The 14,363-nt window shown below is 30.0% G+C and carries 15 protein-coding genes and 2 pseudogenes; all 17 read left to right on the forward strand.

Annotated elements, in window-relative coordinates:
* Positions 1-221 precede the first annotated feature (221 nt).
* Positions 222-538 (forward strand): annotated as a pseudogene (locus LRA01S_RS11470) (helix-turn-helix domain-containing protein).
* Positions 539-571: 33 nt separating this feature from the next.
* Positions 572-1,339, forward strand: a complete 768-nt coding sequence (locus LRA01S_RS09235) for an SGNH/GDSL hydrolase family protein (protein ID WP_061775335.1) — start codon at positions 572-574, stop codon at positions 1,337-1,339.
* A 39-nt stretch (positions 1,340-1,378) separates the two neighbouring features.
* Positions 1,379-2,158: a Wzz/FepE/Etk N-terminal domain-containing protein gene (locus LRA01S_RS09240; protein WP_061775336.1), complete on the forward strand. Its 780-nt coding sequence runs from the start codon at positions 1,379-1,381 to the stop codon at positions 2,156-2,158.
* A 9-nt stretch (positions 2,159-2,167) separates the two neighbouring features.
* The gene (locus LRA01S_RS09245) at positions 2,168-2,863 is read left to right on the forward strand and encodes a polysaccharide biosynthesis tyrosine autokinase (RefSeq protein ID WP_061775337.1); all 696 of its coding nucleotides are present in this window, start codon (positions 2,168-2,170) and stop codon (positions 2,861-2,863) included.
* Between the two features lie 54 nt (positions 2,864-2,917).
* Positions 2,918-3,682: a tyrosine-protein phosphatase gene (locus LRA01S_RS09250; RefSeq protein ID WP_061775338.1), complete on the forward strand. Its 765-nt coding sequence runs from the start codon at positions 2,918-2,920 to the stop codon at positions 3,680-3,682.
* Between the two features lie 21 nt (positions 3,683-3,703).
* Positions 3,704-4,390, forward strand: a complete 687-nt coding sequence (locus tag LRA01S_RS09255; protein WP_061775339.1) for a sugar transferase — start codon at positions 3,704-3,706, stop codon at positions 4,388-4,390.
* Between the two features lie 3 nt (positions 4,391-4,393).
* Positions 4,394-4,843, forward strand: a complete 450-nt coding sequence (gene pssD / locus LRA01S_RS09260; protein WP_058212379.1) for a PssD/Cps14F family polysaccharide biosynthesis glycosyltransferase — start codon at positions 4,394-4,396, stop codon at positions 4,841-4,843.
* Entirely contained in the window at positions 4,843-5,334 is a 492-nt protein-coding gene (locus LRA01S_RS09265; protein WP_061775340.1) for a glycosyltransferase, read from the forward strand. Before pssD ends, LRA01S_RS09265 begins: the two co-directional genes overlap by 1 nt.
* Before the next feature lie 9 nt (positions 5,335-5,343).
* Positions 5,344-5,850 carry a serine O-acetyltransferase gene (locus LRA01S_RS11325; protein WP_163604806.1) on the forward strand — a complete coding sequence of 169 codons (507 nt, stop codon included), beginning with the start codon at positions 5,344-5,346 and terminating at the stop codon, positions 5,848-5,850.
* Positions 5,850-6,926 carry a glycosyltransferase gene (locus tag LRA01S_RS09275; RefSeq protein WP_061775342.1) on the forward strand — a complete coding sequence of 359 codons (1,077 nt, stop codon included), beginning with the start codon at positions 5,850-5,852 and terminating at the stop codon, positions 6,924-6,926. The genes LRA01S_RS11325 and LRA01S_RS09275 overlap by 1 nt, the downstream gene beginning before the upstream one ends.
* Before the next feature lie 32 nt (positions 6,927-6,958).
* Complete coding sequence (locus tag LRA01S_RS09280; RefSeq protein WP_061775343.1) at positions 6,959-7,972, forward strand: Stealth CR1 domain-containing protein; 1,014 nt, start codon at positions 6,959-6,961, stop codon at positions 7,970-7,972.
* A gap of 11 nt (positions 7,973-7,983) precedes the next feature.
* Complete coding sequence (locus tag LRA01S_RS09285; protein WP_061775344.1) at positions 7,984-9,072, forward strand: glycosyltransferase; 1,089 nt, start codon at positions 7,984-7,986, stop codon at positions 9,070-9,072.
* A complete protein-coding gene (locus tag LRA01S_RS09290; RefSeq protein WP_061775345.1) occupies positions 9,056-10,249 on the forward strand; it encodes a hypothetical protein in 1,194 nt (397 codons plus the stop codon). The genes LRA01S_RS09285 and LRA01S_RS09290 overlap by 17 nt, the downstream gene beginning before the upstream one ends.
* Positions 10,246-11,223 (forward strand): glycosyltransferase, encoded by a 978-nt coding sequence (locus tag LRA01S_RS09295; protein ID WP_061775346.1) that lies wholly within the window; start codon positions 10,246-10,248, stop codon positions 11,221-11,223. Before LRA01S_RS09290 ends, LRA01S_RS09295 begins: the two co-directional genes overlap by 4 nt.
* A gap of 101 nt (positions 11,224-11,324) precedes the next feature.
* Positions 11,325-13,166, forward strand: coding sequence for a flippase (locus tag LRA01S_RS09300; protein ID WP_082785443.1), 1,842 nt, complete (start codon positions 11,325-11,327; stop codon positions 13,164-13,166).
* A gap of 44 nt (positions 13,167-13,210) precedes the next feature.
* Entirely contained in the window at positions 13,211-14,107 is an 897-nt protein-coding gene (locus tag LRA01S_RS09305; protein ID WP_061775347.1) for a phosphodiester glycosidase family protein, read from the forward strand.
* 115 nt (positions 14,108-14,222) lie between these two features.
* Positions 14,223-14,363 (forward strand): annotated as a pseudogene (locus tag LRA01S_RS11330) (IS5/IS1182 family transposase); the annotation flags it as partial.

The raw sequence follows: 14,363 nt of genomic DNA on the forward strand, positions 1-14,363 counted from the left end.
TTAAACTTATATCTTTATTTATACGTAAAATTTCTTGCAGTTTAAAGTTTGAAACCCATATCTTCACTTGCATTAAAAGATTCTATATTATATAATATATTAATATAGTATTAAAAATTAAAAAAATACCAAAATGGTTTAAATTAAGCAAGTTTTGATTTAATTTTTCAGAAAAATTAAGGTTTTTCTTACAGAAGTTAATAAAAAGAGGGATTATATTTATGAATGATTTATTTTACCATCGTCTAAAGGAATTAGTTGAATCGAGTGGTAAATCTGCAAATCAAATAGAAAGGGAATTGGGTTACCCTAGAAATTCTTTGAATAATTATAAGTTGGGAGGAGAACCCTCTGGACAAGGTTAATAGGACTATCAGAGTATTTTAATGTGTCTCCAAAATATCTGATGGGTATAATTGATGAGCCTAGTGACAGTTCTGCAATTAATCTTTTTAAAACTCTAACTCAAGAAGAGAAAAAAGAAATTTTTATAATTTGTCAAAAATGGCTTTTTTTAGAGTATCAAATAGAGTTATAACAATAATAAATTTAGGGAGTTTTTCTTATTACTATGATGAAAAAAGGAATTTTTGTAATTACTATAGTGATATCTATAGCATTGATAATTGGAGGTTTTTATAGTTATAATTCTAGGATAAATAATCTTTCAAAAACTAATAAAGGAAAAGAAGTTGTAAAAAATAGCAGTGAAAAAAATCAGATAGACCTTACCTATAAAAAGTATTATAAAAATTTACCAAAATCAGTTCAAAATAAAATAGATGATATTTCATCAAAAAATAAAGAAGTTACTTTAACTTGTATTTGGCAATCTGATTCAGTTATTTCTGAACAGTTTCAACAAAACTTACAAAAATATTATGGAAATAAGTTTTGGAAAATCAAAAATATCACTTACAATGGTGAAACTAGTGAACAATTATTGGCTGAAAAAGTTGAAAACCAAGTATTAGCCACTAATCCTGATGTTGTTTTATATGAAGCTCCACTTTTTAATGATAACCAGAACATTGATGCAACAGCCTCACTGACTAGTAATGAGCAGCTTATAACAAATTTGGCTAGTACAGGAGCGGAGGTGATAGTTCAACCCTCTCCACCGATCTATGGTGGTGTTGTGTACCCCGTACAAGAAGAACAATTTAAACAATCTTTATCTACAAAGTATCCCTATATAGACTACTGGGCTAGTTACCCAGACAAAAATTCTGATGAAATGAAGGGGCTGTTTTCTGATGATGGAGTATATATAACATTAAATGATTCGGGGAATAAGGTTTGGCTAGATTATATTACTAAATATTTTACAGCAAACTAATTAAGTTATAAATAACAATTATTAAATATTGGAGAAGAAATGCAGGAAATACAGGAACAAACGATTGATTTAAGAGGGATTTTTAAAATTATTCGCAAAAGGTTAGGTTTAATATTATTTAGTGCTTTAATAGTCACAACATTAGGGAGCATCTACACATTTTTTATAGCCTCCCCAGTTTACACAGCCTCAACTCAACTTGTCGTTAAACTACCAAATTCAGATAATTCGTCAGCCTATGCTGGACAAGTGGCTGGGAATATCCAGATGGCCAATACAATTAACCAAGTCATTGTAAGCCCGGTTATTCTTGATAAAGTTCAGAGTAATTTAAATCTACCTAGTAATGCTTTCCAAAAACAAGTTACAGCAACAAATCTAACAAATTCACAAGTTATCACACTTACTGTTAAATATTCTAATCCTTATGTTGCTCAAAAGATTGCAGATGAGACTGCAAACATATTTAGTATGGAAGCAGCTAATTTATTGAACGTTACGAATGTTAATATCTTATCCAAAGCAAAAGCTCAAACAACACCAATTAGTCCTAAACCTAAATTGTATTTAGCGATATCTGTTATAGCCGGACTAGTTTTAGGTTTAGCCATTGCTTTATTGAAGGAATTGTTTGATAACAAAATTAATAAAGAAGAAGATATTGAAACCCTGGGACTCACGGTTCTTGGTGTAACAACCTATGCTCAAATGAGTGATTTTAATAAGAATACAAATAAAAATGGCACGCAATCGGGAACTAAGTCAAGTCCGCCTAGCGACCATGAAGTAAATAGATCATTAAAAAGGAATAAAAGATAGGAGTTCAGGATGGCTAAAAATAAAAGAAGCATAGACAATAATCGTTATATTATTACCAGTGTCAATCCTCAATCACCTATTTCCGAACAATATCGTACGATTCGTACGACCATTGGTTTTAAAATGGCGGATCAAGGGATTAAAAGTTTTCTAGTAACATCTTCAGAAGCAGCTGCAGGTAAATCAACCGCGAGTGCTAATATAGCTGTTGCTTTTGCACAACAAGGTAAAAAAGTACTTTTAATTGATGGCGATCTTCGTAAACCGACTGTTAACATTACTTTTAAAGTACAAAATAGAGTAGGGTTAACCAATATTTTAATGCATCAATCTTCGATTGAAGATGCCATACAAGGGACAAGACTTTCTGAAAATCTTACAATAATTACCTCTGGTCCAATTCCACCTAATCCATCGGAATTATTAGCATCTAGTGCAATGAAGAATTTGATTGACTCTGTGTCCGATCTCTTTGATGTTGTTTTGATTGATACTCCACCTCTCTCTGCAGTTACTGATGCTCAAATTTTGAGTAGTTATGTAGGAGGAGCAGTTATTGTTGTACGTGCCTATGAAACAAAAAAAGAGAGTTTAGCAAAAACAAAAAAAATGCTTGAACAAGTTAATGCAAATATTTTAGGGGTTGTTTTGCATGGGGTAGACTCTTCTGAGTCACCATCGTATTACTACTACGGAGTAGAATAATTGGAATAAACTTGAATCAAATAAAAGAACGAAATTCGTAGGCTAGGAGAGAAAATGATTGATATTCATTGCCATATTTTACCGGGAATAGATGATGGGGCTAAAACTTCTGGGGATACTTTGACAATGCTGAAATCAGCAATTGATGAAGGGATAACAACCATCACTGCCACTCCTCATCATAATCCTCAATTTAATAATGAATCACCCCTTATTTTGAAAAAAGTTAAGGAAGTCCAAAATATCATTGATGAGTACCAATTGCCAATTGAAGTTTTGCCTGGACAAGAGGTTAGAATATATGGTGATTTATTAAAAGAATTTTCTGAAGGAAAGTTGCTGACAGCAGCGGGCACTTCAAGTTATATACTGATTGAATTTCCATCAAATCATGTGCCAGCTTATGCTAAAGAACTTTTTTATAATATTCAATTGGAGGGACTTCAACCTATTTTGGTCCACCCTGAACGTAATAGTGGAATCATTGAGAACCCAGAGATATTATTTGATTTTGTTGAACAAGGAGTACTTAGTCAGATAACAGCTTCAAGTGTCACTGGTCATTTTGGTAAAAAAATACAAAAGCTGTCATTTAAAATGATAGAAAACCATCTTACGCATTTTGTTGCATCAGATGCGCATAATGTGACGTCACGTGCATTTAAGATGAAGGAAGCATTTGAAATGATTGAAGATAGTTATGGTTCTGGTGTATCACGAATGTTTCAAAATAATGCAGAGTCAGTGATTTTAAACGAAAGTTTTTATCAAGAAAAACCAACAAAGATCAAAACAAAAAAATTTTTAGGATTTTTTTAAAGGGATTAAATGGAGTAAATAATGGAAGTTTCTGAGGATATCTCATCACCTGAACTGGAAGAGCATAAGTTAGTAGAATTAAAAAGATTTTCTCACAGAGAGATAATTATAAAAAGAGGGATTGATATTTTAGGGGGATTAGTGGGTTCAGGTTTATTTCTTATCGCGGCTGCATTGCTTTATGTCCCTTACAAAATGAGCTCAAAAAAAAATCAAGGGCCAATGTTCTATAAACAAAAACGGTATGGAAAAAACGGGAAAATTTTTTATATTTTGAAATTTAGGACAATGATAGTTAATGCTGAGCAGTATCTAGAGCTACATCCAGAAGTTAAAGCCGCCTATCATGCCAATGGTAATAAACTAGAAAATGATCCCCGTGTGACGAAGATTGGTTCATTTATTAGACAACACTCAATTGATGAATTACCACAATTTATTAATGTCCTTAAAGGAGATATGGCATTAGTTGGTCCAAGGCCAATTTTGCTTTTTGAAGCGAAAGAATATGGGGAACGCCTCCCTTATTTACTGATATGTAAACCTGGAATTACTGGTTATTGGACAACACATGGTCGAAGTAAAGTTCTTTTTCCTAAACGAGCAGATTTAGAGCTCTATTATCTCCAGTACCATAGTACGAAAAATGATATGAGGCTTTTGGTACTCACAATTGTACAAAGCATGCACGGGAAGGATGCTTATTAAAAAATGAAAATAGCTTTAGTCGGTTCAAGTGGCGGACACTTAACACATTTATATTTGTTAAAAGATTTTTGGAAAAATGAAGAACGGTTTTGGGTTACATTTGATAAACCAGATGCACAATCTATTCTTAAAAACGAGAAATTATATCCTTGCTACTACCCTACAAATCGTAATATAAAAAACACGATCAAAAATACTATTTTAGCATTTAAAATACTACGAAAAGAAAAGCCAGACTTGATTATTTCAAGTGGTGCTGCGGTGGCTGTGCCATTCTTTTGGCTAGGAAAGTTATTCGGAGCAAAAACAGTATATATTGAAATTTTTGATCGAATTGATAAACCCACACTTACAGGAAAATTAGTATATCCAGTAACAGATAAATTTATAGTCCAGTGGGAAGAACTAAAGAAAGTTTATCCTAAAGCGATTAATTTAGGAGGAATATTTTAATGATTTTTGTAACTGTTGGCACGCATGAGCAGCCTTTTAATCGTCTGATACAAAAAGTAGATGAGTTGGTTAGCGATGGAAAAATAAAAGAGGAAGTATTCATACAGATTGGATACTCGACTTATGAACCAAAGTACACAAAATGGGCAAAAGTAATCGGGTATGATGAAATGGCGGACTGTCTAAAAAAAGCTGACGTGGTTGTTACACATGGTGGCCCGTCCACATATATGCAAGTTTTAAGGTTAGGTAAAATACCAGTAGTCGTACCACGTCAACTAAAATTTAATGAGCACGTCAACGATCACCAACTTTTGGTAAGTAAGCAAGTTATGGACAAAGGTTATCCACTTATACTATGTGAAAATATCGAAAATTTATTATCAGGTATTAAGAAGTCAAAAAAAGTAGTTAATATATTAGAAAATAGCCATAATAAAGAATTTATAGATAAACTTTATACAGAAATATATTCGATAATAAAGAAATAAGGTATGAGATTGAAAAATTTATTTTGGGAAATTAAAAATAATACTAAATTCAGCGCAATTATTATTGCTATATTTAGATTTGGAAATTTTGTTAATAAAAAGATCCACATTCCGATCATCAGTCAGTTTTTATTTATTATATATAAAATACTAGATTGGTTAATAATACGAATAATATGTAATTCTGAATTTCCTCCTTCCATTACAATAGGAAAGAGACTTCGAGTTTATCATCCCTTTGGTATGCTTATTCAAGCAGATGCAAGTATTGGTAATGACTATCAAATGAGACACCAGGTAACAATTGGATGGGCAAAGTCGAGTAAAAATGGAGAAGGAACTCCAAATTTAAAAAACAACGTAGATATAGGAGCAGGTGCAAAGATTATTGGTAATATAACTATTGGAGATAATGTAGTTGTTGGGGCAAATTCTTTAGTATGTAATAATGTTGAAGCGAATGACGTTGTTGGAGGAGTGCCAGCCAGATCTTTAAAAAAAGAGATAAAAAAATAATGAAAATACTTATTATTAACACTGTACCATTTATGAGAAATGGAATTTCTACTGTGATTATGAATTATTATGATGTTTTAAGAAAAAATAATATAATTGAATTTGTGATAAATAATGAAATTGAAGATGATTATAAAATGCACATAGAATCTACAGGAGGAAAAATTTATTGTTGGGGAAGCAGGAATAGGAAACCGATAAGTTATTCAAAAAAATTAAGACAACTACTTAAAATGAATGATTACGATATCGTATACATTCACGGAAATAGTTCTACATTATCAGTTGAGCTTTTTTCGGCAAGAAAATTAAAAGTAAAAAAAGTTGTTCATGCACATAATGTTGTAACAGAACATCCTTATATCGATAGAGTGCTGAAAAAATATTTCTTGAAACATTATGATTTAGGATTTGCTGCAAGTGAAGATGCCGGTAAATTTCTATTTAATCAAAATGATTTTATTGTAATTCCAAATGGGATTGACATGAAGCATTTTTATTTTGATGTGTTAAAAAGGAAAGAAATTCGAGAAAAGTTAAAGATTACTGATGACACGAAGTTACTTCTACAGGTTGGTACATTTACAAAACAAAAGAATCATGATTTTAGTGTGAAACTTATGTCAAACATTCACGATAATAAAATCAAAATGATTTTTTTGGGCGAGGGGGAGTTACTAAATGAATTACGCTCTAAAATAAAAGAAAAGGGCTTAACAAAAAATATAATATTTCAAACGCCATCAAATGATATTAATGGCTACTTTTCTGCAGCAGATGCAGTAATTCTCCCTTCTCTTTGGGAAGGCCTACCGTTAGTTGGATTAGAAGCGCAGGCATCAGCTGTTCCTCTTGCTATATCGGACACATTGGATAGAAGATTAAATATTTGTGATACAGTAGTTACTTTACCTCTTAAAATTGAACCATGGAAAAAATGGATAATTGAGGAAATCACTCTTAATAGTGAAAGAGATGTTAAAAAAAATCAAAGAGATATAGAATATGCTGGATATGACATAAATAAAAATGCTCATGATATGGAATTATATTTTAAAAAAATAAGTGGGTTATAATAAGGCACATTGAACAAATAATGAGGAAAATTATGGAAGAAAAAATTGACTTTGTGATAACCTGGGTGGATGGGAATGATCCAAAATGGTTAAAAGAGAAAAAAAAATATGAACTGGATAATGAAAGTGATGAAAGTGATGATAGGGATATTCGCTTTAGAGATATGGGGACGTTAAAGTATCTATTTAGAGGAATAGAGAAATTTTCACCTTGGGTAAATAAAATTTACTTTGTAACGTGGGGACATTTACCTGATTGGTTAGATACTGACAATCCTAAACTAGAAATTATAAATCACAAAGATTTTATTCCTGAAAAATATTTACCGACATTTAACTCTAATACTATTGATTTAAATCTTTATCGTATAAAAAATTTGTCAAAAAATTTTGTTTACTTTAATGACGATATGTTTATTTTGAAGGCACTTAAACCAACTGATTTTTTTAAAAAAGGATTACCCTGTAATGAAGCAACATTAAGTGTCGCAACACCAGAAAAAAGACATCATAATTACACACCAATAATGAATATGGAAATAATTAATGAATATTTTTCACGGCAAGAGGTTATGAAGAAGCATCCGTTTCAGTGGTTTAACCTAAAATACGGAAAATATTTATTAGCTAATTTTTGTCTCTTACCTTGGAAAAAATTCTCAGGAATTCGATATGATCATTTACCATCCTCTCTCCAAAAAGGAACTTTTGAAGAACTTTGGAGAAAAGAACACGATATTTTTGATATGACATGTATGAATAAATTTAGAAGTCCTTATGACATTAATCAATGGCTTCTTCAAGATTGGCAAATCTGTACGGGAAATTTTGTGCCAAGAAGCATAAAAATTGGTGAGGGGAACATCGATGTAAATGATGATTTAAAGAGCAACGAAAAAATTTATAAAAGTATTTCAAAACCAAAATATAAAATGACAGCAATAAATGATATGATATTTAATGAAAATAATTTTGATGAAGTGAAGAAACACATTTTGCAAAATTTTGAGATATTGTTACCCTCCCCATCATCTTTTGAAAGGTAATTAGAGTTGATATGAAAAAAATAATTGTTTTTGTTGATTTGCTTGGAGGAAATGGTGGAACTGAAAAAGTCATTAATGATGTTTTAAAATATTATAAAGATAGTTCAAAATTTGAAGTATCTATTGTAAATTTTGGATCAATTTCAACAAAAAAATGGGTAAACAAAGGAGTGAAACAAATTAATTTCTTTCCCTTCTCTTTTATTCGAAAAATAAAAGGGATTAGGAAATTTTTATTTCTTTTTGAATTACTATTTTTTTCAATAATTAAAACAGATATTGTTATTACTATTCATTTAGATACTTTAAAAATATTAGCAATAGCTAAAAAAATTAATTTGAAAAAATTTGAAATCTCATCTTGGATTCATTTTGGTTTAAAAACTTCCCAATTTTTTTCTGAAAAAAATTTTAAGGAATTGATAAAGTATTCGGATTCTTTTCTTTCTATTACGGATGAAAATACAGATTTTCTTTTAGAAAAGCATTATCCTAAAGAAAAAATAATAACTTTATATAATCCAGTTAAAAGACAAGAAAAAACCATTGCAATAAATAATCAAAAATTTATTTACATAGGGAGATTAACTTTTGGAAGTACAACTCAAAAAAATAATAAAGAAATGCTTGACGCTTTCTCAATAATAAAAGATTTGAATTGGAGTTTAGATATTTATGGGGATGGAGAGGATAGGATAAAAGAACAAGAATACGTAAAAGAACTTAAAATTGATAAAAAAATAAAATTTATTGGTTGGAAAGACTCCCCTTTTGAAGAAATAGAACAAGCAGCTGCTATTATTTCTACTTCTACACATGAAGGTTTTGGACTATCAATGATTGAAGCATTATCATATGGTATACCTGTAATTAGTAGTAATATAGAAGGTCCAAAAGTTTTTTTATCATCACAAAATAGTTTATGTTATCAACTAGGAAATGTAGACGAACTCGCTCTAATATTGAAAAAATTTATTCAAAAAAAAATTAGCTTTCAATCAAGTAATATAAAGAATTCCATAGAACCATTTTATGAAGAAAACTATTTTTACAAATTCAATCAGTTTTTAGATGGAGAAATTAATGATAAATCGAAATAAAGAAAAATCTTTAAATTTTATTCTAGGAATAATTTTTGGAGTATTGCTATATTTTCAAATTTTAGTACAGAATTTGGCAAACTTAAATTTGATTGGAGCATTCGAAAATAATCAGAAGTACATTTACTTTGTAATTTTTATTATTTCTCTAATTTTTAATATAAATCACCTAAAAGATCTCATCTTTTTTGTTCCTTTTGCTATCTTTGGAATTATTAGTTATAAAATTTTAAGGGATACTTCTGTTATTGGTCTTTTATTTGTTTCATTTTCTTTAAGAAGGATTGAAGTTTATAATATTATAAAGATTTTTTACTATGTTTACTGGTCTTATTTTCTCACGATGATGTTTTTTTTATTAATAAGAGTGACAACAAATTTATATCAAACTACTGCATTTGGAGAAGGACAAGGGTGGACTTTTGGTTTTCCAAATCATAATGCAGTTGGTCGAGTTCTGATGATTGGTTGTATTCTTAATTTAGTTCTTAAATTGATAGAAAATAAGAGATATTCTAGGTTACAAAATAGTTTATGGTGGATAATTCAAATTATTTTTTATTTTATGATACTTCTTAGTGCTTCAAGTGGTGCCATATTTGGATTGATTATTTCTTTATTCTGTTATTTTTTTATTTCTCAGTTTAAAGGAATTAAAAAAGCCAGAAAAGTAATTTTTCTGGGATGGGTTTCAGTTGTTTCTTTTATTGGAAGTCTAATTTTTACAATCTTATCCTTAACGGAAAGAGTGTATATCGCTGATACATTTTGGTATAATTTAAATAGAATTATGACTGGACGCATTGCATTAGGAGAATTAAACTATAAAATTTTTGGAATGAGTATTATGGGAAATCCTGCTTATATCCCTAGTACAGAAGGAGTACCAAATTATTCTTTAGGATTTACCTATAACTTTATAGATAATAGTTATTTAGTTGTGATGATAAGGTATGGTATTGTTTTTTTAATTATTTTGTTGATTTTTTATTTATTATTAATTCGAAAAATTGTTAAAAAACAACTTATTGTATTATTTATTCCAATAATTGCACTTTCAATTTATGGTATCGTCGAAAATATGATTTATGCTTATGCGACAAATTTCGTACTTTTGTGGTTAGGAATATGGTTAAAACCACATATAACTGAAGAAAATAAGGAAAATGAAGAATGAATGAAGGAGTAAAAGTTTCTGTTATAGTACCTGTATTCAACGTTGAAAAATACGTGAGAGAATGTCTCATTTCTATTCAAAACCAAACTCTAAAAGAGATTGAGATTATTTTAATAAATGATGGATCAACAGATGATAGTATTCAGAATATTTCGGATTTAATTGATCGGGATAAAAGAATTATCTTAATTAACCAGAAAAATGGGGGCCTTTCTTCAGCACGTAATACGGGATTGGAGTATGCTAAGGGAGAGTATATTAGTTTTATTGATTCGGATGATTATTTAAATGATAAATTCTTGGAATGTTTATATATAGAAGCTAAACGAGAAAATCTTGATATTGTTCGTGGGAGTTTTCAGCGACCTAAAGATTCTGATAATAAGTTGGCATGGGAAGATGTAGATGTAAATAAACTAAAACCAGATTTAGTAATTACAGGAGGAGAATTATTAAAACTACTATCTATTTATAATTTAAAAATGATGGTTTGGTTATCATTATATAAACGAGATTTCTTAGATTCTAATCACCTAAGATTTGAAGAAGGGATTATTCTAGAGGATGTAGAATTTATGCCTCGTGCATTATTATTAGCAAGAAGAGTTAGGGCTATAAAAAGAAAAAACTATTTTTATAGAGTAAGAGAAGATAGTATTTTAGGGAATATTCAAAATTCTAAAAAACACCTAGATGCTATTGGACAATTTTTAAAAAAAGATTTATTAATTAAAAATGTGAATAATCAAGAAAGCATAAACTATTTGTGTAGAGCGTTATTATATTCCTATTTTTCTTACGCACGGGAAGTTAGTATTACTCCAGATTTTGAACTTTTAAATCAAGCTACAAAATCATTGAGTATAAGGGGGGTTATTCCTTTGAAATCTTATATCAAATTAAAAATTCAAATATTTTTGATAAAAAGAATTGGGATAAAACAATATAACTCATTAAAAATGAAACTATTTTAGTTTTAAAATTGAATATAAAACATTGGCTTTTTTACGTACTTAATAATAGTATTAATACTAGCTAAATGGGAGAATTTCTTAGTGCAGAGAGAATAAATATTATGAAATTAGTAAAGAATTTTTTATTAAATGGACTATATCAATTGTTACTTGTTATATTACCTTTGGTTACAGCTCCATACGTATCAAGGGTTCTTGGGGCTCATGGAGTAGGAATTTATGCATTCACAGGGGCAAATGTCCAATACTTTGTGTTACTGGCTGTTTTAGGAACATCAACTTATGGAAATAGAGAAATTGCTTATCATCAAAATGATAAGCAAAAAAGAAGTGATATTTTCTGGGGAATTAACTTTTTGAGTTGGATTACTGCAGCAATTTCACTATTTGCTTTTGGTATTTTTATTATAGTGAGTCGAAAATACCAAGATATTTATGCTTGGCAAAGTTTATTGATTTTAACAAGTCTTTTTGATATTTCTTGGTACTTTATGGGGCGAGAAAATTTTAAAGTTACTGTTACTAGAAATTTTATATTTAAAATTTTAACTGTTATTTCTATTTTTATTTTTGTAAAGAATAGTAATGATTTACCAATATATATTGCAATTATGTGCATTGGCGGATTATTGGGAAGTATTTCATTGTGGCCATATTTAAAACATGAAGTTTTTAAACCAAAATTAAAGAATCTAAATCTTAAAAAGCATTTGCATTATACAATTATCCTGTTCATTCCAACTATTGCCGTCCAGATTTATTGGTTGGCAAATAAATCTATGATTGGACTTATGGATTCTGTTGTCCATGCAGGATTTTTCCAGCAATCTGATTCGATGATTAAAATGGCTTTGTCTATTATTGGAACAATTGGAGTTGTTATGTTACCTCGTGTTGCAAGTATGCACTCAGAAGGGAATATAAATGGAATTAGAAATTCTATTGTAAAAACGTTTAACATCGCAACAGGGATTTCATTTGGTATATTTTTTGGAATTTTAGGGATTTCTTTGAAATTTGCACCATTTTTTTGGGGGAAATCTTTTGAGATGGTTGGTTTAATCATGATGATTGAAGCTCCGATTATCATATTCATTCCAATGAGTAATGTTTTTGGAACTCAGTACCTTTTGCCTTTAAATAGGATGAAACCATATACTTTTTCAGTTACTTTTGGTGCTATTTTAAATATCGTTGTTAATCTAGCATTTATACCGTTATTTGGAGTGATCGGAGCAACGGTAGCAACTGTGGTATCTGAATTTGCAGTTACAGCTTACCAATATTTATCAATCAGAAAAGAGTTTTCATTCAGTGATTTATTTGGTGGATTTTGGAAGTATTTTATCTCAGGCTTATTGATGTTTGTCGTAGTTTTTTGGATGAATCAATCGTTTAAAATGACAATAATTCAGCTGATACTCCAAATTATCTTAGGTGTACTCATCTATACTCTTTCTAATATCTTATTAAAGACACAGCTATGGCTTATGGCCTCAGAACTTTTAGGAAAAATGAAAAATCGGGTATCAAGAAATCATATACGTATAGATCAAAAACAAGAAATTCTCGAACATCCATTAGATACAATTAAAGCTTCGTTTGATCAATTTGCTATCCTCTTTCAAGAAATCGATGAAAAAAAAACATTATCTCATAAGAACTTTTTGACAAATCTTAATAATTTTGACAATACACTGAAAAATGTAACATTTAATGATGATTTAGACAAAAATGATATAATAAGATTATCAGATTTCATCGCTGAGCTTAGTATAATTATGAGCAGAAAAAGAGATTATCTTAAAGCTCAAGATCAAGAGCACCTCTATCAATTTGCTCAAGGTTTAAATATCCTTGCATCAAAAATGGAGAAAATTGCACAAGAAGAATATTCACCAAAAGAGCTAAAAGAATGGTTCAGAAAAGAGCTGGGCGAATAACTTTATCAAGTAAAAAAACAAGGAATAGCAAGAAAGGAAAAGACATGGAGCAGAAAAAGAAAAAGAATATTTGGCTGATAATTGTACCTATCTTAATAATAATTTCCCTTATAGGAGCAGGGGCTTATGCCTTAATAGATTCACTTATTCCTACTGATCATACGAAAACAAACAGTTCGGATCAACCGACCAAAACTTCGGTTTCTAATGGTTATGTAGAGCAAAAAGGTGAAGAAGCTGCTGTGGGTAGTATAGTACTTGTAGATGATGCTGGTTTACCAGAGTGGGTTAAAGTTCCCTCAAAGGTAAATCTAGATAAATTTACTGATTTATCTACGAATAATATCACTATTTATCGAATTAACAATCCGGAAGTCTTAAAAACAGTTACCAATCGTACGGATCAACGGATGAAAATGTCAGAAGTTATAGCTAAGTATCCTAATGCTTTGATTATGAATGCTTCCGCATTTAATATGCAGACAGGACAAGTAGCTGGATTTCAAATTAATAATGGAAAGTTGATTCAAGACTGGAGTCCAGGTACAACGACTCAATATGCTTTTGTTATTAACAAAGATGGTTCGTGCAAAATTTATGATTCAAGTACACCTGCTTCAACTATTATTAAAAACGGAGGGCAACAAGCCTATGATTTTGGTACTGCGATTATCCGTGATGGTAAAATTCAACCAAGTGATGGCTCAGTAGATTGGAAGATCCATATTTTTATTGCGAATGATAAAGATAATAATCTCTATGCTATCTTGAGTGATACAAATGCAGGTTATGATAATATAATGAAATCAGTATCAAATTTGAAGCTCCAAAATATGTTATTACTTGATAGTGGTGGTTCAAGTCAACTATCTGTCAATGGTAAGACGATTGTTGCTAGTCAAGATGATCGAGCCGTACCGGATTATATTGTGATGAAATAAAAATAAAAGAACCTCTTGGTTCTTTCAGACTGAAGACAAACTCCCAAAATAATTGCAGTTTGTCTTTTTTCTATGTAAAATAAAGGTATCAAGTTATTGATTGAGAGGTTTAGGCATGTTTCGTAAACAAACGATGATTGGTCGTAGTCAAATGGGCTTCTATTCTCTTGAAGATTTAGTCCCTCAAGATCATCTTCTAAGACATATTGATCAATATGTTGATTTTGAATTTATCTACGACTTAGTTAGAGATAAA

This window comes from Pseudolactococcus raffinolactis NBRC 100932, assembly GCF_001591765.1.
GTDB lineage: Bacteria > Bacillota > Bacilli > Lactobacillales > Streptococcaceae > Pseudolactococcus > Pseudolactococcus raffinolactis.

What these genes read in the sequence shown, in the direction of transcription:
- LRA01S_RS09265 (WP_061775340.1), top strand. Translation starts at nt 4,843, where the DNA reads ATGATTTTTGTAACTGTTGGCACGCATGAGCAGCCTTTTAATCGTCTG.
- LRA01S_RS09255 (WP_061775339.1), top strand. Translation starts at nt 3,704, where the DNA reads ATGGAAGTTTCTGAGGATATCTCATCACCTGAACTGGAAGAGCATAAG.
- LRA01S_RS09305 (WP_061775347.1), top strand. Translation starts at nt 13,211, where the DNA reads ATGGAGCAGAAAAAGAAAAAGAATATTTGGCTGATAATTGTACCTATC.
- LRA01S_RS09275 (WP_061775342.1), top strand. Translation starts at nt 5,850, where the DNA reads ATGAAAATACTTATTATTAACACTGTACCATTTATGAGAAATGGAATT.
- LRA01S_RS09240 (WP_061775336.1), top strand. Translation starts at nt 1,379, where the DNA reads ATGCAGGAAATACAGGAACAAACGATTGATTTAAGAGGGATTTTTAAA.
- LRA01S_RS09295 (WP_061775346.1), top strand. Translation starts at nt 10,246, where the DNA reads ATGAATGAAGGAGTAAAAGTTTCTGTTATAGTACCTGTATTCAACGTT.
- LRA01S_RS09300 (WP_082785443.1), top strand. Translation starts at nt 11,325, where the DNA reads ATGAAATTAGTAAAGAATTTTTTATTAAATGGACTATATCAATTGTTA.
- LRA01S_RS09250 (WP_061775338.1), top strand. Translation starts at nt 2,918, where the DNA reads ATGATTGATATTCATTGCCATATTTTACCGGGAATAGATGATGGGGCT.
- pssD (WP_058212379.1), top strand. Translation starts at nt 4,394, where the DNA reads ATGAAAATAGCTTTAGTCGGTTCAAGTGGCGGACACTTAACACATTTA.
- LRA01S_RS09290 (WP_061775345.1), top strand. Translation starts at nt 9,056, where the DNA reads ATGATAAATCGAAATAAAGAAAAATCTTTAAATTTTATTCTAGGAATA.
- LRA01S_RS09245 (WP_061775337.1), top strand. Translation starts at nt 2,168, where the DNA reads ATGGCTAAAAATAAAAGAAGCATAGACAATAATCGTTATATTATTACC.
- LRA01S_RS09285 (WP_061775344.1), top strand. Translation starts at nt 7,984, where the DNA reads ATGAAAAAAATAATTGTTTTTGTTGATTTGCTTGGAGGAAATGGTGGA.
- LRA01S_RS09235 (WP_061775335.1), top strand. Translation starts at nt 572, where the DNA reads ATGATGAAAAAAGGAATTTTTGTAATTACTATAGTGATATCTATAGCA.
- LRA01S_RS09280 (WP_061775343.1), top strand. Translation starts at nt 6,959, where the DNA reads ATGGAAGAAAAAATTGACTTTGTGATAACCTGGGTGGATGGGAATGAT.